The sequence below is a fragment of the Microbacterium sp. HD4P20 genome, assembly GCF_019449275.2.
Classification (GTDB): Bacteria; Actinomycetota; Actinomycetes; order Actinomycetales; family Microbacteriaceae; genus Microbacterium.
Genome location: NZ_JAHZQZ020000014.1, coordinates 600,096 through 625,724 on the forward strand (window position 1 = coordinate 600,096; position 25,629 = coordinate 625,724).

Here is a 25,629-nt window from a genome sequence, read left to right on the forward strand (position 1 = left end):
AGACAGCCTACGCCGTGGCGCCGGACGGGCTCCCGGTCTGGCCCACCGTGGAGTCTGCCGCGTCGAACCGGGCCGTGATCGCCTCACCGTGGGCGGGCAGCGCCTCGGCCTCGGCGAGCGTGACGATCGCGTCGCGCACGACGGCGAGGGCGGCGCGGTCGTACTCGATGACCTGCTGGGGCCGCAGGAACGTCGCCGCCGAAAGGCCGGCCGAATACCGGGCCTGACCGCCGGTCGGCAGGACGTGGTTGCTGCCGGCGAGGTAGTCGCCGAGGCTCACGGGCGTCGCGTCGCCGACGAAGATCGCACCCGCGTGCACGAACACCTCCGGGCGAGGGTCCGCGACGTGGAGCTCGAGGTGCTCAGGAGCGTAGGCGTTGCTGAATGCCGTGGCCGCGGCGAGGTCGTCGACGAGCACGATCGCGGACTGCGGGCCCGTGAGCGCCGCCGACACGCGAGCGGCGTGACGGGTCGCCGCGGCCCGGGGACCGATCTCGTCCTGCACGGCCGAGGCGAGGCGCATCGACGGGGTGACGAGCACCGCGGAGGCCTGCTCGTCGTGCTCGGCCTGGCTGATCAGGTCCGCCGCGACGAGGCGGGCGTCGGCGCTGTCATCGGCGACGATGAGGATCTCTGTCGCGCCGGCCTCGGCATCCGTACCCACCAGGCCGGCCACCGCCCGCTTCGCGGCGGCGACGAAGTTGTTGCCCGGGCCGGTCACGACATCGACGGGTTCCAGGCCGAGGTCGGGTACGCCGTGGGCGAGCGCGCCGATGGCGCCCGCTCCCCCCATCGCGTACACCTCGACGACGCCGAGGAGGCGTGCCGCCCCGAGGATGACGGGGTGCACGCGGCCGCCGAAGTCGCGCTGCGGCGGCGAAGCGAGGGCGATCTCGGAGACACCGGCGACCTGCGCCGGCACGACGTTCATCACGACGCTCGACGGGTAGACGGCCTTGCCACCGGGCACGTAGAGGCCGACACGGCGCACCGGCTGCCAGCGCTGCATCACGCGGGCGCCGGGGCCGAGCTCGGTGACCGCGGGAGCGGGCACCTGTGCGGCCGAGGCCTCGCGCACGCGTTCGATCGCCTGCTCGAGTGCTGACCGCACCGCCGGGTCGAGCGACTCGAGGGCCTCGTCGAGGTGGACCGCAGGAACCCGGACGTCGTGGCCCGTGACGCCGTCGAAGCGCTCGGACTGCTCGCGCAGCGCGACAGTCCCGCGTTCGGCGACGTCCTCGACGATGCGCGCCGCGGCGACGAGGGCCTCTTCGCGTGCGGCGGTGGCACGTGGCACGGTCGCGAGCAGTTCGGCGGGCGTCAGCTCGCGCCCGCGCAGATCGATCGTCCGGAGCATCCTTCTACGGTATCGCGGCGGCCGGCCGCCGTCGGATCGAGCAGACAGCCGTTCAGCCTCGGGTCACCCCGGAGACGTCGTGAAGGTAGCCGATGCGGCCGTCCTCGTGCCGCACCACGAACACCTCGCCGCGATCCTCGATGACCAGCGCCCACGCGGTCGGACCGATGCGGAACACCGGGATGCCGATCTCGTCGACGACATCGCGCTCTTCGGGAACGAGCGCCCAGAACGCCTGGTGGCGCGCCTGGCCTGTGGAAGCAGCCGACGCGGCCGGATCCGACCCGGCGGATGTCGGCTCCCACTCCTCGGCCTCAATGACCGTCGTCTCCGTCGTCTCGGACGCGGGGGGTCCGGACGCAGCGGTGGAATCGGCATCCGGCGCCGTCTCTGCGGGCGCAACGTCACGGGCCGTTCCCGAGTCGGCTGCATCATCGGCAGCCGAGGGGTAAGGAGCGGGCGCGGCGGGCGGCGCAGGCGCCTCATCGTCCCCGTACGCGCCCTGGGGCGCGCGCTCCGCGGGGGCGGTGACCGGGCGCGGTGACACCGGACGGACCGGACGGGCGGCGCGGTGCGCGACCGTCTCGGGCCGCCCGCTGAAGTCCTGTGCGAACGGCGCGATGAAGGGCGCGAGCACGGTGAGGAACACGCCGGCGAGCATGAGGAAGAACTCGACCCACACGACCCACGTGCCAGGGAAGAACCGCTGGTTGGCAAGCGTGATGAACGAGTTCCAGATCGTGGTGAGCCACAGCACCGTCGAGACCGAGAACGCTACCGAGGCGAACTGGTCGATGCCGAGGGAGCCCACACGGCGAATGCCCTCCGGCGAGAGACGGCGCAGCACGATGAGGAAGACGGCCGCGGTGGGGACGCCGATCGTGAGCACCCAGTCGATGCCGTTGCTCCATACGGACGGGCCGCGGCCGACTTCGCCGTAGATCGGGAAGAACGAGACGACGAACGCGACGAGCCAGGTGCCCATCAGTGCGACCTCGCGGATCGAGAACGGCCCCAGACCGTACTGAGGCGCCTCCTCGGCGGTCGCCGCGTCGTTGTTCGGTTCCCTCTGGTCCTCAGTCACGTTCGTCCCTTCCGGCGGGCTTACGAGGCCCGCGCCGTCCTGATCCTACCCACGCCGCATGAGACCGCCATGAGATCGCAGGCTCCTTCACACCGTCACCGATGGCACACGTGCATGACTCAGCCGAGACACTGCGGCCCCAGCAGCCCCTTCAGCTCGCCGTAGAGATCGGGGGTGATGCGAACGGGATGCGGGACCTCGAAGACTTTGGCGACGTTGCCGCTGTGCAGCTTCATCGTCACCTCCGTCCCTCCCTTGTGCCGTTCCAGCATCTGAAGCAGCTCGCCGATCAGTGCCTCGTTTGCGCGACGCTCCGGCATCACGAGCACGAGGCTCCCGGCTTCGTCCATCGTGCCCAGATCCGGGCTGAACGTGGACTGCGCATGGAGGTTCATGCCGTCGTCTCGCCGAGACACCCGCCCGCGCACCACGAGGATCGAGTCGGCCACGAGCATCGGCGCGAACTCGGTGTAGGTCTTGCCCATGAACATCACGGTGATCTCACCGTCGAAGTCCTCGACGGTGATCATGCCGTAGGGGTTGCCGCTCTGCTTCGCGACGCGGTGCTGGACGCTCGTGACGAGACCGGCGATCGTGACCTGATCGCCGTCGCCGACGTCCTCTGAAGCCAGCAGGTCGTGGATGCTCGTCGAGGCATGCTTCGCCAAGGGGATCTCAAGGCCCGCCAGCGGATGATCCGAGACGTACAGGCCCAGCATCTCGCGCTCGAACGCCAGCTTGTCCTTCTTGTTCCATTCCGGCCGATCGGGAACCTTCGCCGCCCGCTGCGGTTCGTCCTCGCCCCAGAGCGAATCGAAGTCGAAACCTACCTCGCCGTTGGCTTCGCGGCGCTTGTCGAGCACGGCCGCCTCCGCGGCATCCTCGTGGATCTCCATCAGGGCGCGCCGGGTCGATCCGAGCGAGTCGAATGCTCCGGCCTTGATGAGCGACTCGACGGTGCGCTTGTTGGCGACGTGGACGGGCACCTTCGCGAGGAAGTCGTGGAAGCTCGTGAAGCCGACGTCGGCGCGCGCGGCGACGATCCCGTCGACGACGTTGGTGCCCACGTTGCGCACCGCGCCGAGCCCGAAGCGGATGTCTTCGCCCACGGCGGCGAAGTACCGGATCGACTGGCCGACGTCGGGCGGGAGCACCTTGATGCCCATGCGCCGACATTCGTTGAGGTACACGGCCATCTTGTCTTTGGAGTCGCCGACGCTCGTCAGCAGCGCCGCCATGTACTCGGCCGGGTAGTGGGCCTTCAGGTAGGCCGTCCAGTACGACACCAGGCCGTAGGCAGCGGAGTGCGCTTTATTGAACGCGTAGTCGGAGAACGGCAGCAGGATGTCCCACAACGCCTTGATGGCGTCCTCGCCGAAGCCGTTGTCAGCCATGCCACGGTGGAAGCCCTCGTACTGCTTGTCGAGCTCGGACTTCTTCTTCTTGCCCATCGCCCGGCGAAGGATGTCGGCTTGGCCGAGGCTGAACCCCGCCACCCGCTGGGCGATCGCCATGACCTGCTCCTGATAGATGATCAGGCCGTAGCTGGTGTCGAGGATGTCTTTCAGCGGCTCTTCGAGCTCGGGGTGGATCGGGGTGATCTCCTGCTGGCCGTTCTTGCGCAGCGCGTAGTTGATGTGTGAGTTGGCGCCCATCGGTCCCGGGCGGTAGAGCGCGATGACGGCAGAGATGTCTTCGAAATTGTCGGGCTTCATCAGGCGCAACAGCGATCGCATCGGCCCGCCGTCGAGCTGGAACACGCCCAGCGTGTCACCACGCGTCAGCAGGTCGTACGAGGCCTGGTCGTCCAGCGACAGATCCTCGAGCACGAGCGGGTGGCCGCGGTTGGCCTCGATGTTGTCGAGGGCGTCATTGATGATCGTGAGGTTGCGAAGCCCCAGGAAGTCCATCTTGATCAGGCCGAGCGACTCGCACGCGGGGTAGTCGAACTGCGTGACGATCTGGCCGTCCTGCTCGCGCTTCATGATCGGGATGATGTCGATCAGCGGCTCGCTGGACATGATGACGCCGGCGGCGTGGACGCCCCACTGGCGCTTGAGGTTCTCCAGGCCCACCGCGGTGTCGAAGACGGTCTTGGCCTCGGCATCCGTCTCGATCAGCGTGCGGAATTCGGAGGCTTCTTTGTAGCGGGGATGCTGGGCGTCGAACATGCCCTCCAGCGGCATGTCCTTGCCCATCACGGCCGGCGGCATCGCCTTGGTCAGGCGCTCCCCCATGCTGAACGGGAACCCCAGCACGCGTCCCGCGTCCTTGAGTGCCTGCTTGGCCTTGATGGTGCCGTAGGTGACGATCTGCGCAACGCGCTCGTCGCCGTACTTCTCGGTGACGTACTGGATCACCTCGCCGCGTCGGCGGTCGTCGAAGTCGACGTCGAAGTCGGGCATCGATACACGGTCGGGGTTGAGGAACCGCTCGAAGATCAGACCGTGTTGCAGCGGATCGAGATCGGTGATCTTCATCGCGTACGCCGCCATCGAGCCCGCGCCCGAGCCACGACCCGGTCCGACCCGGATGCCGTTGCGCTTGGCCCAGTTGATGAAGTCGGCGACCACGAGGAAGTACCCCGGGAATCCCATCTGGGTGATCACGCCGGTCTCGTACTCGGCTTGCTTGCGCACCTCGTCGGGGATGCCGTTCGGGTAGCGCTCGTTGAGGCCGTTCTCGACCTCCTTGATGAACCAGGACTCCTCGGTCTCGCCCGCGGGGACCGGGAACCGAGGCATGTAGTTCGCGCTGGTGTCGAACTCGACCTCGCACCGCTCCGCGATCAGCAGCGTGCTGTCGCAGGCCTCGGGGTGGTCACGGAACACCTGCCGCATCTCAGCCGGCGACTTCACGTAGTAGCCGTCGCCGTCGAACTTGAATCGCTTCGGGTCATCCAGCGTCGAGCCTGACTGCACGCACAACAATGCGGCGTGGCTTTTCGCGTCGTGCTGGTGCGTGTAGTGCAGGTCGTTCGTACCGACCAGCGGGATGTCGAGGTCCTCCGCGATCTTGAGCAGGTCAGCCATGACCCGGCGCTCGATCGAGAGACCGTGGTCCATGATCTCGGCGAAGTAGTTCTCCTTGCCGAAGATGTCCTGGAACTCCGCGGCCGCCGCGCGCGCGGCGTCGTACTGCCCGAGCCGCAGCCGGGTCTGCACTTCACCCGAGGGGCAGCCGGTCGTTGCGATGAGCCCCTTGCTGTACTTCTGCAGCAGTTCACGATCCATGCGGGGTTTGAAGTAGTACCCCTCGATGCTCGCCCTCGACGACAGCCGGAAGAGGTTGTGCATGCCCTCCGTGGTCTCGGACAGGAGGGTCATGTGCGTGTACGCACCCGAGCCCGACACGTCGTCGTCGGACTGCTCGGGCGTGCCCCAGCGCACACGGGCCTTGTCGGAGCGATGCGTGCCCGGCGTGACATAAGCCTCGATGCCGACGATCGGCTTGATGCCGGCATCCTTCGCGGTCCGGTAGAACTCGTAGGCCGCAAAAGTGTTGCCGTGGTCGGTGACAGCGATCGCCGGCATGCCCAGCCGCACCGCCTCTTGCACCATCGGGCCGATGCGGGCTGCCCCGTCGAGCATCGAGTACTCGCTGTGCACGTGCAGGTGAACGAAGGAGTCGGATGCCACGGATCGAGTCTACGGAGCAGCTCCGACGTCGCTGCCGGTCAGGGCGGGTGTCGCCTGCCCTCCCGGGAAGGTCGCTTCACCCTCGAGTCGAGGGTGAGGGTCGGGGCGCCGCGCCCGGAATCGGATCCGTAGGCGCGGATCTCTGCGGCGACACGCCGGGCGCGCTGTCGGCGAGCCCGGCGTGTCGTACGGCGGGTCCGCAGGAGCGGATCCGATTCTGTGTCGGCGGTGCCGGCGACCGGGTGGAACGGATGCCCCGCCCGGCGTCGTCGGAGTCTCGGTGACGTCACTCGGTGGCGGGCACGTGTCGCGCCGCGCAGCGAGTGCTCCGATCCCCCGCGCGTGCCGTTCGAAGAGCTCCGCGAACACCGCGGGGACATCGAAGGACCGGCGGATGATCTCGCTGTCAGTACTCACATCGAGTATTGCCGGATGCCGCGCTGATGGTTCACACGGACTCAGAAGTCGGTGTCCAGCGCGTACTGCTGCTGCCACGAATCCGGCCGCTCGATGCCGAGGCCGTACAGATAGCGGATGAGCTGGCCGTGGTGCTGCGTCTCGTGTTCGAGCAGGGCGATCACGTACCGCAGCGAGTCCTCGTCGTCCGTGGCGACGCCTGCCACCCACTCGTCCACGTCGGACGCCGTCTGGACGAAGGCGGCGCGCAGGGCCGCGGCATCCGTCGTCTGCTCATGCGTGACCGGACTCGAGAAGCCCTGCCAGTCGCCGGCGCGTGCGGCGCGGGGAAAGCTCTCGCGAGCGCCCAGCACGCACCACAGCTGGTGGCCCACCGTGTCGGACGGCAGATCGGCGAGGTGCGAGCCCAATTGCTCGGACGTCACCGTATCGACGAAATCGAGGTAGAGCGTGTTCGCGCGGTCGAGCCGGCGGCGCAGCAGGTCGTTCACGGTCTCAGGTTAGGTCGCTCAGCGCAGTTCTCGTCGCATGAGCACGCGCGGGAACCCCGCCAGCACCGAGCTGGTGTCGGCGGCCTTCGCGAAACCGGCGTGCTCGAACAACCGGCGCGTGCCGACGTAGGCCATCGTGAGATCGACCCTCGCGTCGCCGTTGTCGACCGGATAGCCCTCGATCGCCGGGGCGCCCTGCTCGCGTGCGAACACGACCGCACCGTCGATGAGCGCGTGCATGACACCCTTCTTGCGATGCCCTGGGTGCACCCGGAAGCACCACAACGACCACACGTCGGCGTCGTCGACGTACGGGATCTTGCGGAACGTCGCGAAGTGCGTGCGGGACCGTGGCGCCACGGCGGCCCAGCCGACGACCTCGTCGCCGTCATACGCGAGCACTCCGATCGGGTACTCCTCTTCGACCATGAGCCGTCGCACACGCTCGGCCCGCTCCGGACCGCGCAGCGCGTTCGCCTCTCTGGAAGGGATGCGGTAGCTCAGGCAGAAGCACACGCTCGACTCGGGCTTCTTGGGGCCGATCACGGTGGCGACATCGTCGAACACGGTCGCCGGTCTCACATCGATCGCCATGCGCCCAGTGTGGCCGCGGCATCCGACATCGTCCCGCATCGTAGGGTGACAGCATGCCGACCCCGGATTTCGTGCTCGACCTTCGCCGACAGATCGGGACTGCGCCGCTGCCGCTCGTCGGCACGACGGCCATAGTCCTGCGCGAGAACCTGATCCTGCTGGGGCGACGCAGCGACAACGGCGCGCTCACGCCCATCACGGGCATCGTGGACCCGGGCGAGGAGCCGGCGGACGCCGCAGTGCGTGAGACGCTCGAGGAGGCGGGCGTGGTCTGCCGTGTGGAGCGCCTGGTGTGGGTTCACCAGCTGCCCCGGGTCGTTTATCCGCACGGCGACCAGGTCGATTACCTCGATCTGGTGTTCCGCTGCGCGTGGATCTCGGGCGAGCCGCATCCCGTCGACGGCGAGATGACCGAGGTCGGCTGGTTCGACGTCGGCGGGCTGCCCCATCTCGAGTTGCCCGACATGCGCCGCCGCATCGAACTCGCCCTCGCGCCGGAGGGCGTCGCGCACTTCGAGGGCGGACTCTGACGACGGGGCCCGGCTAGTCTCCCCGCAGCACCTCGAGCGCGTGCGCAAGGTCGGCAGGGTACGGCGAGACGAGCGTCATCCACTCCCCCGTCGCCGGGTGTGAGAACGAGAGCTCGTGCGCGTGCAGCCACTGGCGGGTGAGTCCCAGCCGGGCCGACAGTGTCGGGTCGGCACCATAGAGCGGATCGCCGACGCACGGATGCCGGTGCGCAGCCATGTGCACCCGAATCTGGTGCGTGCGACCGGTCTCGAGATGGATCTCGAGCAGGGAGGCCCCGCGGAACGCCTCGAGCGTCTCGTAGTGCGTGATGGAGTCCTTGCCGTCGGGGATGACGGCGAACTTCCAGGAGTGGTTCGGGTGACGTCCGATCGGCGCGTCGATCGTCCCCGCGAGGGGATCCGGATGCCCCTGCACGACCGTGTGGTACACCTTGTCGACCTCGCGCTCCTTGAAGGCGCGCTTGAGTGCGGTGTAGGCCCGCTCGGACTTGGCCACCACCATCAGCCCGCTCGTGCCGACGTCGAGACGGTGCACCACGCCCTGCCGCTCGGCGGCTCCGGTCGTCGCGATGCGGTATCCGGCGGCGGCGAGGGCGCCGAGCACGGTCGGACCCTCCCAGCCGAGCGACGGGTGCGACGCCACGCCCGAGGGCTTGTCGACCACGACGATCTCGTCGTCGTCGTAGACGATGCCCAGGTCTGGCACGGCGAGCGGCACGATCCGCGGCTCCTCTTTGGGAGCCCACGACACGTCGAGCCACGCGCCGCCGCGCAGCTTGTCGGACTTCGCGAGCGTTCGTCCGTCCATCACCACGCCGCCCGCTTCGGCGACGTCGGCCGCGAACGTGCGCGAGAAGCCCAGCATCTTCGCCAGCGCGGCGTCGACCCGCGCGCCGTCGAGACCGTCAGGGACGGGAAGGCTTCGCGACTCCATGTCAGGCCTTCGAGGCGTCGGTCGGTCCGCCGTCCGCCTCCGATGGTGGTGCCAGCGGGTCTGCAGCGACGGTGCCCGATGTCTCGGACGCAGCCGAGAGACCGGACGTGGCATCCGTCGAGCCTTCGTCGTGGTCGTCGGTGGTGCGGCGCTCCCGCGTGCCGTCGAGATGAATGCCGACGAGCACCAGGATGGCCACGCCGATCATCATCGAGACGATGAAGATGTCGGCGATGTTGTAGATGGCCGGCGACATGCCCGGGAAGAACCACATCCAGGGCGTGTTTATGAAATCGACGACGTGGCCGACGGCGAAGCCGGGCTCACGCAGGATGCGGTCGGTGAGGTTGCCCAGAACGCCGCCGAGCAGCAGACCCAGCGCGACCGCCCACAGGCGCGATGTCACCCGAGTGGCGGCAAGCCACACGATCACCCCTGCGACCACTGCCAGTGCGATCGTGAAGATCCAGGTGACACCCTCGCCGAGCGAGAAGGCCGCGCCAGGGTTGCGCGTGAGATAGAAGCTCAAGAAGTCCCCGAAGACCGGGACCGTCTCCTGGTAGGGGAGGTTCTCTAGTGCGACGTGCTTTGCGAACTGATCGGCGGCCAGCACCAGCACCGCGAGAATCGCGATGATGGCGCCGGCCGCCGCGTGACGACCCTTCGACGATCTCAGGGGCCGAGGTCGGTCTGTCAACGCCTAGAGGCCGATGGCCGACACCGGCTGTGCGCCGGACGTCGTCGCGGTCGTCTCGAGGTCACGCAGCTTGCCCTCGATGTAGCTCCGCAGCTGAGCGCGGTAGTCGCGCTCGAAGTTGCGCAGCTCCGAGATGCGGCCTTCGAGCGACGAGCGCTCGCGGTCGAGCTTCGCGAGCTCTTCGCGGCCGCGCGTCTCGGCTTCTGAGACGATCGAGGCCGCCTGGGCCTTGGCGTCGGCGATCAGCTGGTCGCGCTGGGCGATGCCCTCGGCGACGTGCTCGTCGTGCAGGCGCTGTGCGAGCTCGATGATGCCGGCGCTCGCGGCGGGCGCGCCCGCACCGGTCGCAGCGGCCGGGGCCGGAGCAGGTGCCTCGGCGATGACCGGGGCGGGGGCCGGCTCGGCAGCGGGGGCGGGAGCGGAACCAGACTCGTACGCCGCCAGCTTCGCCTTCAGCTCATCGTTCTCGGCGATCGTCTTGCGCCACTCGACGACGATCTCATCAAGGAAGTCGTCGACCTCATCGGGGTCGAAACCCTCCTTGAAGCGCACGTGCTGAAATTGCTTGGTGACGACGTCATCGGGGGTCAATGCCATGGTGATTCCTCTTTCGAGCGTCTGGTCGCTGGCCGATGTCGGGGCCGCCGGCTGACGGCCGACGGTATCAGGCAAGCATAGTCGTGGCGTCCGAGAGTGTCGAAGGAGTACGTGCTCGGCGCCCCGCGCGTCACGCGGCGATGGCGCGAGTGACGCTCAGCAGGATGAAACACAGCAGCATCGTCAGCGCGAAGCCGAAATCGATGGCGATGGCGCCGACGCGGAGGGGCGGGATGAAACGACGGAAGAGCTTGATCGGCGGGTCGGTGAGCGTGTAAACGATCTCGGCGGCAACGAGCCCGGCACCCCGAGGACGCCACTCCCGGTTGAAGAACGGGATCCAGTCGAGGATCAGCCGCGCGAGCAGTACGAAGACGTACAGGAGCAGCGCGAGGTTGAGGACCGATGCGATGAGTTGGACGACAGCCACTTAGCCAGACTACGGCTGTGCGAAGGGAACGGATTCCGCGTCGGCATGCGCCACGCCGCCGTCGCCCGAGACGGCGACGTTCTCGGGCGAAAGCAAGAAGACTTTGCTCGTCACACGCTCGATGCGGCCATAGAGGCCGAGTGACAGGCCACTCGCGAAGTCGATCAGCCGGCGCGCGTCGGCGTCGCTCATCTGCGAGAGGTTGATGATGACCGGGATGCCTTCCCGGAAGTTCTCGGCGATCACCTGCGCGTCGCGATACTGCTTCGGGTGCACCGTGAGGATCTCGCTCACCGCCTGCGGCGCCGGCTGGCGCACGACGGTGGGCCGGTGGATCGGCGTCACCGGGGCAGCGGGCTTGTCCAGGGCCTGCTCGGTCTTGCGACCGCGCTGCTGGGGGGCCGGCTCTTCGTAGACCTCTTCCTCATCGGCGAGGCCCAGGTACACCATGGTCTTCTTGAGCGGGTTCGACATCGCATCCTCCGTAGTGCTCATCTGTTCCGAGGTTAACCGTGATCCGGCCTTGGGCCCGTGATTGCCGACCCGATCCGCAGGTGTGTCGCGCCCGCCGCGATCGCTTCCGCGAAGTCGGCGGTCATCCCTGCCGAGATCCAGTCGGCGTCCGGGACCACCCGGCGCACCGTTTCGGCGCAGCGGCGGAGCCGTTCGAATGCCGGCGCCGGCGGCTCGTCGAGCGGGGCCACCGCCATGACGCCGCGCACGCGCAACGTCGACAGCGCAGCCGTGTGCGCAGCGAGGGCTTCCAGCTCGCCCGGGGCCACCCCGCCCCGGCCCGCGTCGTCGGTGAGGTTCACCTGGAGCAGCACGTCCAGCACCGCATCGCCCGGTTCCCCGGCACCGTGCAGCGCGTCGGCGAGACGCGGCCGGTCGACGGAGTGGACGACGGATGCTGCGGCCCGGATCGCGCGAGCCTTGTTGGTCTGCGCCTGCCCGATGAAGTGCCAGCGCAGGCCGTCCAGCGCGGCGGCGTCGGCAGCCTTGCGCGTGAACTCCTGCTGGCGATTCTCGCCCACGTCGCGCACGCCGAGCCGGTAAAGCTGCTCGACGAGCGCGACGGGATGGAACTTCGTCACCACGATGCGTGTCAGCTCGGACGGATCGCGACCGGCCGCGCGCGCGGCATCCGCTATCCGCTGATCGACCTCGGCGAGGCGTGCGGCGAGATCGGTCATCAGGGTGACTGGCTGATTGCTGTAGTGCCGACGCGCTTACTTCAGGAAATCCGGGATGTCGAGGTCGTCGTCGCCGAAGGCCGAGTCGTACGACGTCTCGGACATGGCGCCCACCGACACCGGCACAGCGGGAGCGACAGGCTCGACGTCGCGGTCCTTGGCGGCGTCGTCAGCGGTCGTCGACGGCAGCGCGGGCGCTGCCTGCACGCGCGACGCCGTGATCGGCTCGATGCGCTGCTGCGGCTCCCCGCCGTCGAAGCCGGCGGCGATGACGGTCACTCTCACCTCATCGCCGAGGGTGTCGTCGATGACGGTGCCGAAGATGATGTTCGCCTCGGGGTGCGCCGCCTCTTTGACCAGCTGCGCGGCGTCGTTGATCTCGAAGATGCCGAGGTTCGAGCCGCCCTGGATCGACAGCAGCACGCCGTGCGCGCCTTCGATGGAGGCCTCGAGCAGGGGCGATTCGACCGCGAGCTCGGCGGCTTTGATCGCACGATCCGCGCCACGCGCGGATCCGATGCCCATGAGCGCGGATCCCGCGCCCTGCATGACCGACTTGACGTCGGCGAAGTCGAGGTTGATCAGACCCGGCGTCGTGATCAGGTCGGTGATGCCCTGCACACCGGCGAGGAGCACCTGGTCGGCCGTGGCGAACGCCTCGATCATCGAGATGCCGCGGTCGCTGATCTCGAGCAGGCGGTCGTTCGGGACGACGATGAGGGTGTCGACCTCTTCCTTCAGCTTGCCCACGCCGGTCTCGGCCTGCTGCTGGCGTCGGCGACCCTCGAACGAGAAGGGCTTGGTCACGACACCGATCGTCAGCGCTCCGATCGACTTGGCGATCTTCGCCACGACGGGAGCGCCGCCTGTGCCGGTGCCGCCGCCCTCGCCCGCGGTGACGAACACCATGTCGGCGCCGCGCAGAGCCTCTTCGATCTCTTCGGCGTGGTCTTCGGCGGCGCGACGACCGACCTCGGGATCGGCTCCTGCGCCGAGTCCGCGCGTCAGCTCGCGACCCACGTCGAGCTTGACGTCGGCGTCGCTCATCAGCAGTGCTTGGGCGTCGGTGTTGATCGCGATGAACTCGACACCGCGCAGGCCGAGCTCGATCATGCGATTGACGGCGTTGACGCCGCCTCCGCCGACACCGACCACCTTGATGACGGCGAGGTAGTTCTGGTTCTGGCTCATGCCGGCCTCCGTAGCCCTGGACCTGTTAACCTTCAACCTCTAGTAGAGGTATAAAGAATTGCCCGGTATGCAATTCCCGTTGTGACGAAAGTAAGCGGATGCCGCGCACGCGGCCGGACCCGGACGGCGTGTCGCGCCAACCCGGCCTCAAGAGCGCCTGATCGGACGACGACGGATCAGCGGATGACGATCGCGTCGGGTGACGAGACGTCGTAGCTGATGACGCCCGCGGGCGGGTGCGAGATCATCGCTCGAGCCAGCACGAGCGCCTTGTTCGCGGATTCCTCGGCGCTCCCCCACACCACCTGTGCGTTCGATTCGCCGAGCGAGAGCGTGACGTCGTCGGGCGTCGTCGCCGACACCGCGGTCACCTGTGCGCGCAGCTCATCGGGCAGCGACCGCATCACCTGACCCACAGCCGAGAACGCATCGGAGTCCGCTCCGCCGGTGATCGACAGCAGAGGCGTGCCGGGGCTGGGCTGGGCCGAAGTCGACAGCGCGACACCCGCCGCGTCGACGAGGGTATAGCCGGCGCGAGTCTCTATCAGGCCGATCGGGGTGCGCTCCACGATCCGCACCACGAGGTCGTGCGGGGGCCGGGCCTCGAGCGTGTACGACTCCACCAGCGGGAACGCGACCAACTCGGCCTTCACGGCGCTCTCGTCGACGAGCGGCAGCGGCGTGCCGACCTGGCCCTCGAGCGCGTCGACGATCTCAGCGGCATCGAGCTGCTCGACGCCGACAACCACGACGCGCTCCACCGCGAACAGCGGACTGTAGGCGGCGCCGATCGTCGCCAGGGCGAGGATGACGACGGATGCTGCAGCGCCGAGCCACAGCGCACGGCGGCGCCGCTGACGCACGGTGAAGCGCCGGACTTCTGCGCGCAGCGCCTTGCGGCGCGCACGCGCGGCCCGCCAGACGTCACGGAACCCGACATCTCCCGACGCGGATGAGTCGGCGGTGTCGCCCGAGGTCCCGGGCTCAGATCCGGGCAACGGCAGTGGACTCCCGAGCGGGATGACGGGCGCGGTGAGGTCGTCGCCGTCTTCGGCGACGCCGGCTGCGGCCGCGGCGATGGTTGGCTCGGTGGGCTCGGTGGAAGGGCCGGAACGACCCGCACCAGCGGCAGCATCCTTCGTCGTCTCGCCGCGCGGCGCGCGCGCGTCGCGACGGCCGCGAGGCGAGGCATCCGCCTGCTCCGCCTCTCGCGCGGACGGCTGCGGCAGCGGCGACGGACGGCGCATGCGGCGCTACTCCCCCGTGTCCGAACGCGGGTTCGGCGCGGTTCGGCCGAGGGCCTCGAGCACCTGCGGGATGATCAGGTTGACGTTGCCGCAGCCGAGAGTGATGACGTAGTCGCCCTCGCGGGCGACCGTCGCGGTGTAGTCGGCGGCCTGCTGCCAGTCCGGGACGAAGTGGACATGCGACGGATCCGCGAACGCGCCGCTGACGAGCTCGCCGGTCACACCGGGCACCGGATCCTCGCGGGCTCCGTACACGTCGAGCATGACGGTGTGATCCGCGTACTGCTCCAGAACGTGCGCGAACTCGCGATACATCTCCTGCGTGCGGGAGTAGGTGTGCGGCTGCTGGATCGCGATGATGCGTCCGTCGCCGACCACCGTGCGGGCAGCCGCGAGGGCGGCAGCGACCTCCGTGGGGTGGTGTGCGTAGTCGTCGTAGACGCTCACGCCCCGTTCGACCCCGTGCAGCTCGAAGCGGCGGATCGTGCCCGCGAAGCCCTCGACGGCGCGCACGGCGGGCTGGAGTCCGTGCCCGAGAGTCAGGAGGACGGCGACGGCACCCGCGGCGTTGATCGCGTTGTGCGCTCCCGGCACAGGCAGCCGGGCCTCGACAGTGGCGCCGTCGTAGGTGAGACGGAAGGTGACCGGACCGTCGGTGACGATGTCGCTCACGCGCACGGTCGCGTCCGCCGACTCGCCGAAGGTGACGACACGCGGGTGGGTCAGCTGCGAGGTCACGATCTGAGCGCCCGGGTCATCGGACGAGATCACGACGGCCTCGCGCGCGTCGTTCGCGAACCGCGCGAACGCCGCGTAGAACGCGTCGGCCGAGCCCCAGTGATCGAGATGGTCCGGGTCGACGTTCGTGACGAGAGCGATCGACGTGTCGTACAGCAAGAAGGTGCCGTCGGACTCGTCGGCCTCGATGACGAACAGGTCGTCCGAACCGCTCGCGCTCGAGACGCCGAGCTGGGAGATGACCCCGCCGTTGACGAAGGCCGGATCGGCGCCGAGGTCGCGCAGCGCCGTGACGATCATGCCGGTGGACGTGGTCTTGCCGTGGGCGCCGGCGACCGAGACGAGCCGTCGTCCGCCAATGAGCCAGTACAGCGCCTGCGACCGGTGGATCACGTGGAGCCCGCGCTCCTTCGCGAGCAGGAACTCCGGGTTCTCGGGCCAGATGGCGCCGGTGTGCACGACCGTGTCGACGTCGTCCGCGAGGTTCGCAGGGTCGTGGCCGACGTAGACGGTGGCGCCGAGCGCCTCGAGATCGCGGAGCCCCGGGCTGTCGGCGCGGTCCGAGCCCGAGACACGGATGCCGCGATCGAGGAACATGCGCGCGAGGCCCGACATGCCGGAGCCGCCGATCCCGATGAAGTGGGCGGCCTCGATGTTCTCGGGGATGGGAAGGCTGAGGTCGGGTCTGATCATGACCGTCCAATCCTAAGTTGGGCGCCGCTCCCTCGGCCCCCGGCGCGCGGGCCGCCCTCGCGCCCCCGCCCTCGCACGACGTCCGCGCCCTTCCACCCCGCCCGGTTCGTTCGCCACATATGTACGCCGAAACCCGCGATTCGCGTACATATGTGGCGAATGAACGGTCGGGCTGGCGCGGTTTGTGTTGACACATTGCCACAACGCGTAGCACAATGTGTGCATGGAGCCGGACTGGGAGTACGTACGGACCATGAACGTCGTCATCATGGGGGTCTCGATCGTCGTCTGCGCGGTCGTGGTGATCCTGGTGAGCACGAGGTCGTCGGCATACGCCCGCGCCGACCGGTTCTCGCAGCAGATCCGTCTGCCATACGGCTCGGCACGGACGCGGGAGTCCGTGGTAGCGCGGGTGCAATCGGCTAGCCGCGCGAGCGCGCTCGCGATGCTGGTCGGGATCCTGGCCGCCGCCTGGCTCCTCCTCACCCCGCTCGCAGCCACCCCCGCCTTCCCGCTCTACGTGATCTTTCCCGTCCTGATCGCGACGGCGATCGTGTCCGCCCTCGCGAGCGTGCGCGAGCGCCTCTTCCATCCCGCGCCGAACGCCCCGCGCGTCGCGCGCGCTCGGGCTGTGGGCGTCGTCGACTACCTCGATCCCGTCCGAAGGATGCTCCCCTGGCTGCTCGCGTGCGCCGCCGGGGCGTCGGTCGTTGCACTCGGCATCGCGCTCGCGCGGACGCCTGAAGGCGTCAACGGCGTGCTCGCGACGGCAGCCTTCGTCTTCGCAGCCGTCGCCGTGGCGACTCTGGTCGTGGTGCCTCCGTTGGAGAGACGGGTGCTCGCTCAGGCGCAGCCTGCGACCGACACTCTCGAGCTCGCCTGGGACGATGCGTTCCGCTCCACGACGATCGGCCAGCTGCGCCTCTCGATGGCGTTCGCGGCGTGGGGGGTGATCGCGTCGTCCGTCGGAGCGATATGGATCGGCGCCGACGGCGCCTTCAGCGGGCTGGCCTGGCAGTTGCCGACCCTGGGACTCATCGCGCTGCAGTTCGTCTACCCCGGCACGGGCCGACGCCTGCCCGCCGCGCTCTATCCCGACTGGCTCCGCCGGCCGGCCACGGTCGGAGGAACCGCATGATCGTCATCGACCCTTCGTCTCATGTCCCGCCGTTCGAGCAGTTGCGCGCGGGGCTCCTTGACGCCGTCTCGTCGGGCGAGCTCGCCGCGGGCGAGCGGCTGCCCACGGTGCGGCGGCTGGCCGAAGACCTCGGCGTCGCGCCCGGTACCGTCGCCCGTGCGTACCGCGAGCTCGAGGCAGCCGGGATCATCGAGACCCGCGGACGCAACGGCACCTTCGTGTCGTTCCACGGCGATCCCGCCCACCAGCAGGCCCAGCGGGCGGCGGCGGCCTTCGCCGAACAGGTGCGCGCGCTGCGGCTCGACACGGACGAAGCCCTGGCCCTCGTGGCAGCGGCCCTGCGCGCCGGCGGCACCGCGCCGGCCTGACCCTACGGCACGAGGGCCTCGTCGATCATCGCGACGACGTTCTCGGTGCCGTTGCGGGTGCCGACGGATGCCGCGGCCGCCGTCATCGCGGCACGCCGGGTCTCGTCGGCCAGCAGCGGCACCACCTCGGACCGCACCCGATCGCCCGTGAACTCGGCATCCGGAATCAACACCGCCGCCCCGGACCGCACGGCGGACGCGGCATTCAGGGCCTGTTCCCCGTTGCCGACCGCGTATGGGACGTACACCGCGGGGATACCGAGGGCGCTGATCTCGCTGACCGTCGCCGAACCAGCGCGAGACACGATGAAGTCCGCCAGCGCGAAGGCGAAATCCATCCGGTCCAGGTACCGACGCACCGCATAGCCGTCCACGCCGGGATCGGACAGATCGGACCGCTCCCCCGTCGCGTGGAGAAGCTGCCAGCCGGCGTCGAGGACGTCTCGCCAGGCCCCACCGTGCCCATCGCCGAACGCCTCGTTCAGCCGTTGGGCCCCCAGCGACCCGCCGAACACGAGCACCACGGGCCGGGATGCATCGAGGCCGAAGTACGTAGCCGCCTCGCGGCGGACTGCCCCGCGGTCGAGATCGACGATCTCGCGCCGCAACGGCATGCCGACCACGCGAGCCCCCTTGAGCGGCGTGCCCTCGAACGCGACGCCGGAGCCGGCCGCCCAGCGCGCACCGAGCACGTTGGCAAGACCCGGCCGGGCGTTGGCCTCGTGCACGACGAACGGCACCCCGGCGCGCCGCGCCGCGACGTAGGCGGGGGCGGAGGCGTACCCGCCGAACCCGACGACGACATCCACGCGGCGGGCCGCGATGTGCTCCCGCACCTGTGCGATCGCGCGCCGGAACCGGTTCGGGAACGCCACGGCCGCGCGGTTCGGCCGCCGCGGGAAGGGCACCTTGTCGACGAAGAGCAGCTCGTAGCCGCGCTCGGGCACCAGACGCGACTCGAGTCCCTCCCGCGTGCCGAGCACGAGCACATCGGAGGCGGGTTCGCGCGCACGCAGCGCGTCGGCGACGGCCAGGAGCGGGTTGACGTGCCCGGCGGTGCCGCCGCCGGCCAGAAGGTAGGTCGTCATCCGCACGATTCTCCCACGGGCGCGTCGGCACACCGTGACGTGACGGACAGGGGACGGATGCCGCGCCCGCCGGATCCGCGACTCAGCCCCGCGTAGCGGCTTCGCGTGTGCGGCGAGCGCGCGCCTGCGCGATCGCGGCCTCCCGCCGCGCGACCGAGGCGGGCAGCGTGCGGGCGAACGAGAGCAGCACACCGCACGCGAGCAGCACCGACAGCAGTGACGTCCCGCCCTGCGACATGAACGGGAGCGGCACACCGAGCACCGGGAACACACGCAGCACGACGCCGATGTTGATCAGAGCCTGGCCCACGATCCACACCGTGATGCCGCCGGCGGCGATGCGCACGAACGGGTCGTCGGTCTTGCGGATCACGTGGAACGCCCCCACCGCGAAGAGCGCGAACAGTGCCAGCACAACGGCGCACCCGATGAGGCCCAGCTCTTCGCCGACGATCGCGAAGATGTAGTCGTTCGCAGCCGCCGGAAGCCAGTCGTACTTCTCACGCGAGTTGCCCAGGCCCAGCCCGAAGATGCCGCCGCTCGCGAGGCCCCAGATTCCGTGGAGGGGCTGATAGCAGTCGTTGAAGTAGTCGTCGAGGCAGTTGGGATTCAGGAAGCTCATGAACCGGCGCATACGGTCCGGGCTCGTGAGGAAGTAGAAGGCGACGAACCCGGCGGCGGCGAGGGCGGGGAGAACGAAGACCCGAAGCTTGACTCCGGAGAAGAAGAGCGCGCCGAGCACCACCAGCACCAGGATCATGGCGGTGCCGAGGTCCCGACCTGCGATGACCGTGGCGATTGCCAGGCCGGCGACCGGAACGAGTGGGATATACACATGGCGCCAGTCGGCAAGGAGTGTCCGCTTGCGAAACAGCACGAAGGCGACCCACAGCGCGAGGGCGAGCTTGAGGAACTCCGACGGTTGCGCCTGGAAGCCGCCGATGTTGATCCAGTTGCGGTTCCCATCGGCCTCCTCCTGGCCTAGAGGAGTGAACACCAGCAACTGCAAGACGACGGCCAAGATGAGTGCCGGCCACGCGATCCGCTTCCAGAAGCTCAGTGGGAAGCGGCTGGCGATGAGCATGAGAGGGATGCCGATGATCGCGAAGAGCCCCTGCTTGAGCACGATCTCCCAAGGCGCCTCGCCGCGGGCGGTCGCCGTCGCAGACGTCGCCGACAGCACCATGACGAGGCCGAAGACGGTCAGCAGCAGGGTGGTCGAGGCGATGAGGAGGAACTCGCTCGGCACGGGAGCGAACACCCGCCCCAGCGACACGCGGGCCGCAAGGCCGCGCTTGGCGGATGGCTCAGGCTGGCCCGGCCGGACCGGTCGGGTCTCGGTGGTCGTCATCCTCAGCCCCCGCCCCGATCCGTTCCTTCACCGCTGCCGCGAACTTCTCGCCGCGATCCGCGTACGACGCGAACTGATCGAAGGATGCTGCGGCGGGAGCGAGCAGGACCACGTCCCCGTCACGTGCCACCCCGACCGCCAGCTCGACGACCCGCGTCATGACTCCCTCAGTCTCATCGGCCTCGACCTCGAACACCGGCACCGCCGGCGCGTGTCGTGAGAACGCCGCGATCACGGCGTCGCGCTCGGCGCCGATAACGACGGCGGCCTTCACCGATGACCCGCGTTCGGCGACGAGGTCCGAGATGTCGACGCCCTTGAGGAGCCCGCCGACGATCCACACCGCGCCGGGGTAGGCCGCGAGTGACGAGGCCGCCGCGTGCGGGTTGGTCGCCTTGGAGTCGTCCACCCACGTGATGCCCGCATGACGCGCCACGACCTCGATGCGATGGGGGTCGAGACGGAAGCCCCGCAGTGCGTTGCGAATGGCCGCCGGCGCGACGTCGAGCGATCGCGCCAGGGCGGCCGCCGCGAGGATGTTGGCCGCGATGTGCGGTGCACCCAGGCCTTGAGCGGCGAGGTCGGCGACCGTCGTCAGCTCGAGCGCGCTGGTGCGGCGGTCGTCGAGGAAGGCGCGGTCCACCAGGATGCCGTCGACCACACCGAGGTCGCTCGGCCCGGGGACGCCGAGATCGAACCCGATGGCACGCGCGCCCTCGACGACGTCGGCGTCCTCGACCATGTGGCGGGTGGCCGCATCCGCCTTGTTGTAGACGCAGGCCACGCGCGTGTTGTCGTACACGTGCGCCTTGGCATCGCGGTAGTCCTCGAACGAGCCGTGCCACTCGAGGTGGTCGTCGGCGAGGTTCAGGCACACCGCGGCGTGTGGCGACACGGGGTCGGGGCCGACCTGCAGCCCGAGGTACCACAGCTGGTGACTCGAGAGCTCGACGACGAGCGCATCGAACCCGGCAGGGTCGCGTACCGCGTCGAGCACGGGCGTCCCGATGTTTCCTACGGGGGCCGCACGCAGCCCGCCGGCGACGAGCATCGTCGCAGTCAGCCGCGTCGTGGTCGTCTTCCCGTTCGTCCCGGTGACGAGGATCCAGTCCGCGAGGGCGCCATCGGCGCGCACCACCTTGTCGCGCACGCGCCACGCCAGCTCGATGTCTCCCCACAGCCCGATGCCCGCCTCGCGGGCCCACGCGATGACGGGATGCCGCGGAGGGAACCCCGGCGATGCCACGACGACCTCGGGGGCGAACTCCGAGAGCTCGGCGGGGACGGCGTTCAGTGCGCCGGTCCACAGGCGGGCGCCGATGACGGGCAGCAGACGCGCGTACTCCTCATCGGCCTTCTCGGTGAAGACGAAGACGTCGGCGCCGAGTTCGGCGAGGGTGTCGGCGACTGAGAACCCGGTGACCGACAGCCCCAGCACGGCGACGCGCAGGCCCTTCCAATCGGCGTTCCAGCTCGTGAGCCCGGCGAGTCGGTCTGAGGTCATGTCCGCGAGAGCCATTCGACGTAGAAGAATCCGACCCCCGAGACGGCGAGCAGGCCGGCGATGATCCACATGCGCACGACGATGGTGATCTCGGACCAGCCGCGCATCTCGAGGTGGTGGTGCAGCGGGCTCATGAGGAACAGGCGCTTGCCCCGCGTGATCTTGAAGTAGATCCGCTGGAGGATGACCGAGCCCGAGGCGATGACGTAGACACCGGCGACCAGGATCAGCAGGAGCTCGGTGCGCGTCAGGATCGCCATCGCGGCGATGACGCCGCCGATCGCCATCGAGCCCACGTCGCCCATGAAGACGTTCGCCTTCGGCGCGTTCCACCACAGGAACCCGATGAGGGCGCCGACGAACGAGGCCGAGACGATGGCGAGGTCGAAGGGGTCGCGCGTCGGGTAGCAGGCGGCCTGCGCGGCGGTCGACAGGGCTTCCCCTCCCCAGCACGCCTGGTTGAACTGCCAGAAGGCGATGAGGCTGTATGCGCCGGTGACGAAGATGCCCGAGCCTGCCGCCAGGCCGTCGAGCCCGTCACTGAGGTTGACCGAGTTCGACGTGGCGACACCGATGATCGAGATCCACAGCAGGTAGAGGATCCAGCCGACGATGAGACCCAGTGCCATGAACGACAGCGCGGGCACATCGCGGAACACCGAGACGAACGGCGATGCCGGGGTTTGCTCCCACCGGTTGGGGAAGTTCAGCGAGACGACGCCGAACGGCACCAGCACGAGGATCTGGCCGACGATCTTGCGCCAGCCGCTGAGCCCGAGGCTGCGCTGACTGCGCACCTTCATGTAGTCGTCGATGAAACCCACGGCGCCGAGCCCGACCATCATCCACAGCACCAGCCAGCCCGAGATGGTCGGCGGGTTGTTGCCGGTGTACGCGCCGACGAGGTAGCCGACGATCGTGCCGGCGATGAAGATCGTTCCGCCCATCGTGGGCGTGCCGCGCTTGGCCTGATGACTGGGATTGTGGACGTTCTCTGGGGTCCGGATGACCTGGCCCCAGCCCCACGCCCGGAACAGCCGGAGGAACACCGGAGTGAGGAAGAGCGTGAAGGCCAGCGAGATCGCAGCCGCAGTCAGGAGTGATCTCACGAGAACGATTCTCCCAGACGATCGCCGAGGAACCGCAGCCCCGCGGAGTTGGATGACTTGACCAGCACGCGGTCGCCGTCGCGCAGCTCGCCACGCAGATACTCGAACGCGTCGTCGGCGGTCTCGAAGAACACCGCTTCGTTGTCCCACGACCCCTGGGCGACGGCCTCGAGGTACATGCGGCGTGCCTCGGTTCCGACCACGACGATGCGCTGGATGCCCAGGCGCACCGCCAGCAGACCCACCCGGTCGTGCTCCTCCTCGGCGTACTCCCCCAACTCGCTCATGGCGCCGAGCACGGCGACAGTGCGCTCACCCGGTCCGGTGATCTGTGCGAGGGTGCGCAGCGCTGCCGCCATCGAATCGGGGCTGGCGTTGTAGGCGTCGTTGATGATCCGGACCCGGTCGGAGCCGAGCGGCTGCATGCGCCATCGCTCGGCGATCTCGACCGTCTCCAGGCGCGCGACGGCGTCGGCGAGGCTCACACCGAGCGCGGTCGCCGCCGCGATCGCCGCGAGGGCGTTCATGACGTGGTGCTCACCGAGCACCCGGAGCCGCACCGGAAGCGTCGCGCCGTCGGCGGTGACGACGAAGGACGTCCCGGATGCCGTCACCGCGACATCATCGGCACGCACATCGGTCGCTGCCGGCCCGCGCCCGAACCACCGCACTCCGGCGGCCTTCTCGGCGGCGATCGGCGCCATCGCCGCGACACGGGCGTCGTCGGCGTTGAGGATCGCCAGTCCCCCGGGGCGGATCGCCCGCACGAGCTCCGACTTGGCGTGAAAGGTCGCCTCGATGCCGCCGAAGCCGCCGGCGTGCGCCATGCCCACCATCAGCACGATCCCGACATCGGGATCGACCAGCCCCGCGAGCCGCGCGATCTCGCCGGGCGCGCTCGCGCCGAACTCGCTCACGAGGAACCGTGTCCGCTCGGTGACGCGCAGCATCGTCAGCGGAGCCCCCACCTCGTTGTTGAACGAGGCTTTCGGGGCAACGGTCTCGCCGTCACCCTCCAGGATGCGGGCGAGCAGATTCTTGGTGGTGGTCTTTCCGTTCGACCCCGTGATGCCCACGACTTTCAGGCCCGTAGCGTCGACCGCCGCGGCATCCCTCGCCCGCTTCACGACCTCGCGCGCGAGATCCGCGAGCGCGGCGACGGCGTCCGGCACCACCACTTGCGACACGGCTGCTTCGACCGGCCGCTCCACGATCGCAAGGGCAGCGCCTGCCGCGGCTGCGGCGCCCACGAAGAGATGCCCGTCGGTGGCCTCGCCGGGCTTGGCGACGAAGATGTCGCCCGGCCCGATGAGCCGCGAATCGGTGTCGACCGCACCCGAGACGAGGGTCTGCGGAGTGTCCCCCGCGGTCGGGCGGGCCTCGCCTCGGACGGCGTGGGCGAGTTGAGCAATGGTGAGCGCGATCATGGGTCTCCGGCCGGTGAGGAGGCTACCCGAACTTGGGCAGCAGCTCCGGCGCCGTCGTCGAGGGCATGACGCGGTAGGTCTTGAGCACCTGAGTCATGGCCTTCTGGAACGCGGTCGCGTTGGCCGCAGACGATGTTACCTTCGTCGGCTCGTCGAGCGTCACGACGACGACGTACTTCGGGTCGTCGGCGGGAGCGAAGCCCACCATGGTCGTGTAGTAGACGCCCTGCTTGTAGCCGCCGTTGACGAGGTCCGGCTTCTCACCGGTACCCGTCTTGCCGCCGATGCGGTACCCGGGAATCTCGACCGACTCGGCATACGGCGCCTGGAGGAAGACGTTCTCGAGCATCGCGCGCATCTGCGCCGACGTGCCCTCGCTGATCACGCGCTCGCCCTCGGGCCGCTCCGGCTCGACGACCGTGCCATCGGGCAGCGTGCACGACTCGACGATCGACAGCGGCATCTTGACGCCGTCGTTCACGATCGCTCCGTATGCGCGGGCGAGTTCGGGCATCGTGGTCGCGACACCCTGTCCGAACGAGGTGTTGTACTTCGTCTGGGCGCCCCACTGGTCGACGGGATGGATGACGCCGACGCCCTCTTGCGGATAGCCCGACGAGGTGCCGTCGCCGATGCCGAATCGCTTGAAGTAGTCGTAGCGCACCTGTGGGCTGACGGTCTCGCTGAACTTCGAGATGCCGGCGTTCGACGAATCGATGAGCACCCCGGCGAGCGTGTACTCGTATGCCGGGTGCTGGAACGAGTCGCGCACCCGTGCGCCGTCCTCGAAGTTCTCGAGACTCGACGCGACGACCGTGGACTGTGGCGACTGACCGCCCGCGTCGATCACGGTCGCGGCGGTGAGCGCCTTGAAGGTCGATCCCGGTTCGAACGAGCCCCGGAAGATGCGGCTCGTCCGCAGCTCGGCCGCGGTGGCATCGACCTGGTTCGGATCGACCGTCGGGTACTCGGCCGCGGCGCGCACCTTGCCGGTCTCGACCTCGTAGACAAGGATCGCGCCCTGCTGGGCACCCATGTCCTGCGTCTGCTCGGCGATGAGCTGCTGCAGGTACCACTGCAGATCGCGGTTGACCGTCAGTTCCAGCGTGCCGCCGTCGGTCGCCGGTCTTTCGACCGCCGTTCCCGGGATCACGACGCCGTCCTTGCCCTTCTGGAAGAGCCGCTCGCCGTTCGTCGCGGCCAGGCAGTCGTCCTGCGTCTGCTCGAAGCCCTCGAGCGGCACTCCGTCACTGCCGACGAAGCCGACGAGATTGCCCGCGACAGCACCATCGGGATACATCCGCGCCGGATGCTGCAGGCAGTCGATGTACGGCATGCTCAGGTCGGCGAGTGCACGGTAATGCTCTGTCGACACACCCTTTTTCAGGTAGACGAACTGCGACTCGGGGCGCTCCGCCAGCTCCGCCTCGACGATCCCGCGCACCTCTTCGGGCGTCTGTCCCGTGATCTCGGCGACGTCGACCGAGACGTCCGCCCACAGCGGGTAGTCGGACTTGCCCTCGAGCACCTCCGCGTCGATCTGCGTGATGAGCAGCGGATCGAGCTGGCAGTCGTAGCGAAGGATGCTGCCGGCGAGCGTCTGGCCGTTCTCGTCGACGATCTCACCTCGGGTGCCATGCAGCACCTGCTCTCCGCCGAAGGCTCGGTCCAGGGAGTCCTCGATGTGCTCACCCGCGTTGACGACCTGGATGTCGACGAGACGCACGATGAATCCGGCGAGCACCGCGAGCACGACCGCCAGCGCCACCACGGTGCGGCGGCGCGGGCTTCTCGTGCTTCGGGTCGTCATGGA

General features: G+C 69.0%; 23 protein-coding genes. 3 read left to right on the forward strand and 20 right to left on the reverse strand.

The features are described from left to right. Window positions 1-7: 7 nt before the first annotated feature. The 5 genes from hisD to K0817_RS11155 form a co-directional block, all read right to left on the reverse strand. Complete coding sequence (hisD, locus tag K0817_RS11135; RefSeq protein WP_219981487.1) at window positions 8-1,357, reverse strand: histidinol dehydrogenase; 1,350 nt, start codon at window positions 1,355-1,357, stop codon at window positions 8-10. 52 nt (window positions 1,358-1,409) lie between these two features. Next, window positions 1,410-2,441, reverse strand: a complete 1,032-nt coding sequence (locus K0817_RS11140; RefSeq protein ID WP_253735314.1) for a hypothetical protein — start codon at window positions 2,439-2,441, stop codon at window positions 1,410-1,412. Between the two features lie 119 nt (window positions 2,442-2,560). Continuing rightward, window positions 2,561-6,031, reverse strand: a complete 3,471-nt coding sequence (gene dnaE / locus K0817_RS11145; RefSeq protein ID WP_253735346.1) for a DNA polymerase III subunit alpha — start codon at window positions 6,029-6,031, stop codon at window positions 2,561-2,563. A 506-nt stretch (window positions 6,032-6,537) separates the two neighbouring features. Beyond that, entirely contained in the window at window positions 6,538-6,987 is a 450-nt protein-coding gene (locus tag K0817_RS11150) for a hypothetical protein (RefSeq protein WP_219981489.1), read from the reverse strand. 18 nt (window positions 6,988-7,005) lie between these two features. Continuing rightward, window positions 7,006-7,581, reverse strand: a complete 576-nt coding sequence (locus K0817_RS11155) for a GNAT family N-acetyltransferase (RefSeq protein WP_219981490.1) — start codon at window positions 7,579-7,581, stop codon at window positions 7,006-7,008. 53 nt (window positions 7,582-7,634) lie between these two features. Between K0817_RS11155 and K0817_RS11160 the strand changes: the two genes are divergently transcribed. Then, a complete protein-coding gene (locus K0817_RS11160) occupies window positions 7,635-8,111 on the forward strand; it encodes an NUDIX domain-containing protein (RefSeq protein ID WP_219981491.1) in 477 nt (158 codons plus the stop codon). Window positions 8,112-8,124: 13 nt separating this feature from the next. Here K0817_RS11160 and K0817_RS11165 read toward each other — a convergent pair whose 3' ends face one another. The 9 genes from K0817_RS11165 to murC form a co-directional block, all read right to left on the reverse strand. Beyond that, the gene (locus tag K0817_RS11165) at window positions 8,125-9,045 is read right to left on the reverse strand and encodes an RluA family pseudouridine synthase (RefSeq protein ID WP_219981492.1); all 921 of its coding nucleotides are present in this window, start codon (window positions 9,043-9,045) and stop codon (window positions 8,125-8,127) included. 1 nt (window position 9,046) lies between these two features. Continuing rightward, the gene (lspA, locus tag K0817_RS11170; protein WP_219981493.1) at window positions 9,047-9,742 is read right to left on the reverse strand and encodes a signal peptidase II; all 696 of its coding nucleotides are present in this window, start codon (window positions 9,740-9,742) and stop codon (window positions 9,047-9,049) included. 3 nt (window positions 9,743-9,745) lie between these two features. Further along, window positions 9,746-10,339: a DivIVA domain-containing protein gene (locus tag K0817_RS11175; RefSeq protein WP_219981494.1), complete on the reverse strand. Its 594-nt coding sequence runs from the start codon at window positions 10,337-10,339 to the stop codon at window positions 9,746-9,748. A 130-nt stretch (window positions 10,340-10,469) separates the two neighbouring features. Next, complete coding sequence (locus K0817_RS11180; RefSeq protein WP_219981495.1) at window positions 10,470-10,769, reverse strand: YggT family protein; 300 nt, start codon at window positions 10,767-10,769, stop codon at window positions 10,470-10,472. Between the two features lie 9 nt (window positions 10,770-10,778). Continuing rightward, the gene (locus tag K0817_RS11185) at window positions 10,779-11,243 is read right to left on the reverse strand and encodes a cell division protein SepF (protein ID WP_219981641.1); all 465 of its coding nucleotides are present in this window, start codon (window positions 11,241-11,243) and stop codon (window positions 10,779-10,781) included. A gap of 32 nt (window positions 11,244-11,275) precedes the next feature. Beyond that, window positions 11,276-11,962, reverse strand: a complete 687-nt coding sequence (locus K0817_RS11190; protein ID WP_219981496.1) for a YggS family pyridoxal phosphate-dependent enzyme — start codon at window positions 11,960-11,962, stop codon at window positions 11,276-11,278. A 36-nt stretch (window positions 11,963-11,998) separates the two neighbouring features. Then, window positions 11,999-13,153, reverse strand: a complete 1,155-nt coding sequence (gene ftsZ, locus K0817_RS11195; RefSeq protein WP_219981497.1) for a cell division protein FtsZ — start codon at window positions 13,151-13,153, stop codon at window positions 11,999-12,001. A 176-nt stretch (window positions 13,154-13,329) separates the two neighbouring features. Continuing rightward, the gene (locus K0817_RS11200; RefSeq protein WP_219981498.1) at window positions 13,330-14,400 is read right to left on the reverse strand and encodes an FtsQ-type POTRA domain-containing protein; all 1,071 of its coding nucleotides are present in this window, start codon (window positions 14,398-14,400) and stop codon (window positions 13,330-13,332) included. Between the two features lie 6 nt (window positions 14,401-14,406). Next, complete coding sequence (murC, locus tag K0817_RS11205) at window positions 14,407-15,831, reverse strand: UDP-N-acetylmuramate--L-alanine ligase (protein WP_219981499.1); 1,425 nt, start codon at window positions 15,829-15,831, stop codon at window positions 14,407-14,409. Between the two features lie 223 nt (window positions 15,832-16,054). Here murC and K0817_RS11210 point away from each other — a divergent pair, with 223 nt between their 5' ends. Further along, window positions 16,055-16,969: a hypothetical protein gene (locus K0817_RS11210; protein WP_219981500.1), complete on the forward strand. Its 915-nt coding sequence runs from the start codon at window positions 16,055-16,057 to the stop codon at window positions 16,967-16,969. Beyond that, window positions 16,966-17,337, forward strand: coding sequence for a GntR family transcriptional regulator (locus K0817_RS11215; RefSeq protein ID WP_219981501.1), 372 nt, complete (start codon window positions 16,966-16,968; stop codon window positions 17,335-17,337). Before K0817_RS11210 ends, K0817_RS11215 begins: the two co-directional genes overlap by 4 nt. Before the next feature lie 2 nt (window positions 17,338-17,339). Here K0817_RS11215 and K0817_RS11220 read toward each other — a convergent pair whose 3' ends face one another. From K0817_RS11220 to K0817_RS11245, 6 genes are all read right to left on the reverse strand, one after another. Further along, window positions 17,340-18,425 (reverse strand): glycosyltransferase, encoded by a 1,086-nt coding sequence (locus K0817_RS11220; protein ID WP_219981502.1) that lies wholly within the window; start codon window positions 18,423-18,425, stop codon window positions 17,340-17,342. Between the two features lie 82 nt (window positions 18,426-18,507). Continuing rightward, window positions 18,508-19,776 carry a putative lipid II flippase FtsW gene (ftsW, locus tag K0817_RS11225; RefSeq protein WP_219981503.1) on the reverse strand — a complete coding sequence of 423 codons (1,269 nt, stop codon included), beginning with the start codon at window positions 19,774-19,776 and terminating at the stop codon, window positions 18,508-18,510. Further along, a complete protein-coding gene (gene murD / locus K0817_RS11230; protein WP_219981504.1) occupies window positions 19,733-21,280 on the reverse strand; it encodes a UDP-N-acetylmuramoyl-L-alanine--D-glutamate ligase in 1,548 nt (515 codons plus the stop codon). The genes ftsW and murD overlap by 44 nt, the downstream gene beginning before the upstream one ends. Next, on the reverse strand, window positions 21,277-22,389 hold the full coding sequence (mraY, locus tag K0817_RS11235; protein WP_219981505.1) for a phospho-N-acetylmuramoyl-pentapeptide-transferase: 1,113 nt from the start codon (window positions 22,387-22,389) through the stop codon (window positions 21,277-21,279). The genes murD and mraY overlap by 4 nt, the downstream gene beginning before the upstream one ends. Then, complete coding sequence (gene murF / locus K0817_RS11240; RefSeq protein WP_219981506.1) at window positions 22,386-23,816, reverse strand: UDP-N-acetylmuramoyl-tripeptide--D-alanyl-D-alanine ligase; 1,431 nt, start codon at window positions 23,814-23,816, stop codon at window positions 22,386-22,388. The genes mraY and murF overlap by 4 nt, the downstream gene beginning before the upstream one ends. Window positions 23,817-23,838: 22 nt before the next feature. Continuing rightward, window positions 23,839-25,626: a penicillin-binding protein 2 gene (locus K0817_RS11245; protein WP_219981507.1), complete on the reverse strand. Its 1,788-nt coding sequence runs from the start codon at window positions 25,624-25,626 to the stop codon at window positions 23,839-23,841. Between the last annotated feature and the right edge of the window lie 3 nt (window positions 25,627-25,629).

Bases quoted from the DNA above. Each gene is read 5' to 3' on its own strand.
- hisD (WP_219981487.1), bottom strand. From the start codon at position 1,357: ATGCTCCGGACGATCGATCTGCGCGGGCGCGAGCTGACGCCCGCCGAA.
- dnaE (WP_253735346.1), bottom strand. From the start codon at position 6,031: ATGCTCGACGGGGCAGCCCGCATCGGCCCGATGGTGCAAGAGGCGGTG.
- K0817_RS11155 (WP_219981490.1), bottom strand. From the start codon at position 7,581: ATGGCGATCGATGTGAGACCGGCGACCGTGTTCGACGATGTCGCCACC.
- K0817_RS11160 (WP_219981491.1), top strand. From the start codon at position 7,635: ATGCCGACCCCGGATTTCGTGCTCGACCTTCGCCGACAGATCGGGACT.
- K0817_RS11165 (WP_219981492.1), bottom strand. From the start codon at position 9,045: ATGGAGTCGCGAAGCCTTCCCGTCCCTGACGGTCTCGACGGCGCGCGG.
- K0817_RS11175 (WP_219981494.1), bottom strand. From the start codon at position 10,339: ATGGCATTGACCCCCGATGACGTCGTCACCAAGCAATTTCAGCACGTG.
- K0817_RS11185 (WP_219981641.1), bottom strand. From the start codon at position 11,243: ATGTCGAACCCGCTCAAGAAGACCATGGTGTACCTGGGCCTCGCCGAT.
- K0817_RS11190 (WP_219981496.1), bottom strand. From the start codon at position 11,962: ATGACCGATCTCGCCGCACGCCTCGCCGAGGTCGATCAGCGGATAGCG.
- ftsZ (WP_219981497.1), bottom strand. From the start codon at position 13,153: ATGAGCCAGAACCAGAACTACCTCGCCGTCATCAAGGTGGTCGGTGTC.
- K0817_RS11200 (WP_219981498.1), bottom strand. From the start codon at position 14,400: ATGCGCCGTCCGTCGCCGCTGCCGCAGCCGTCCGCGCGAGAGGCGGAG.
- murC (WP_219981499.1), bottom strand. From the start codon at position 15,831: ATGATCAGACCCGACCTCAGCCTTCCCATCCCCGAGAACATCGAGGCC.
- K0817_RS11210 (WP_219981500.1), top strand. From the start codon at position 16,055: ATGGAGCCGGACTGGGAGTACGTACGGACCATGAACGTCGTCATCATG.
- K0817_RS11215 (WP_219981501.1), top strand. From the start codon at position 16,966: ATGATCGTCATCGACCCTTCGTCTCATGTCCCGCCGTTCGAGCAGTTG.
- K0817_RS11220 (WP_219981502.1), bottom strand. From the start codon at position 18,425: ATGACGACCTACCTTCTGGCCGGCGGCGGCACCGCCGGGCACGTCAAC.
- ftsW (WP_219981503.1), bottom strand. From the start codon at position 19,776: ATGACGACCACCGAGACCCGACCGGTCCGGCCGGGCCAGCCTGAGCCA.
- murD (WP_219981504.1), bottom strand. From the start codon at position 21,280: ATGACCTCAGACCGACTCGCCGGGCTCACGAGCTGGAACGCCGATTGG.
- murF (WP_219981506.1), bottom strand. From the start codon at position 23,816: ATGATCGCGCTCACCATTGCTCAACTCGCCCACGCCGTCCGAGGCGAG.
- K0817_RS11245 (WP_219981507.1), bottom strand. From the start codon at position 25,626: ATGACGACCCGAAGCACGAGAAGCCCGCGCCGCCGCACCGTGGTGGCG.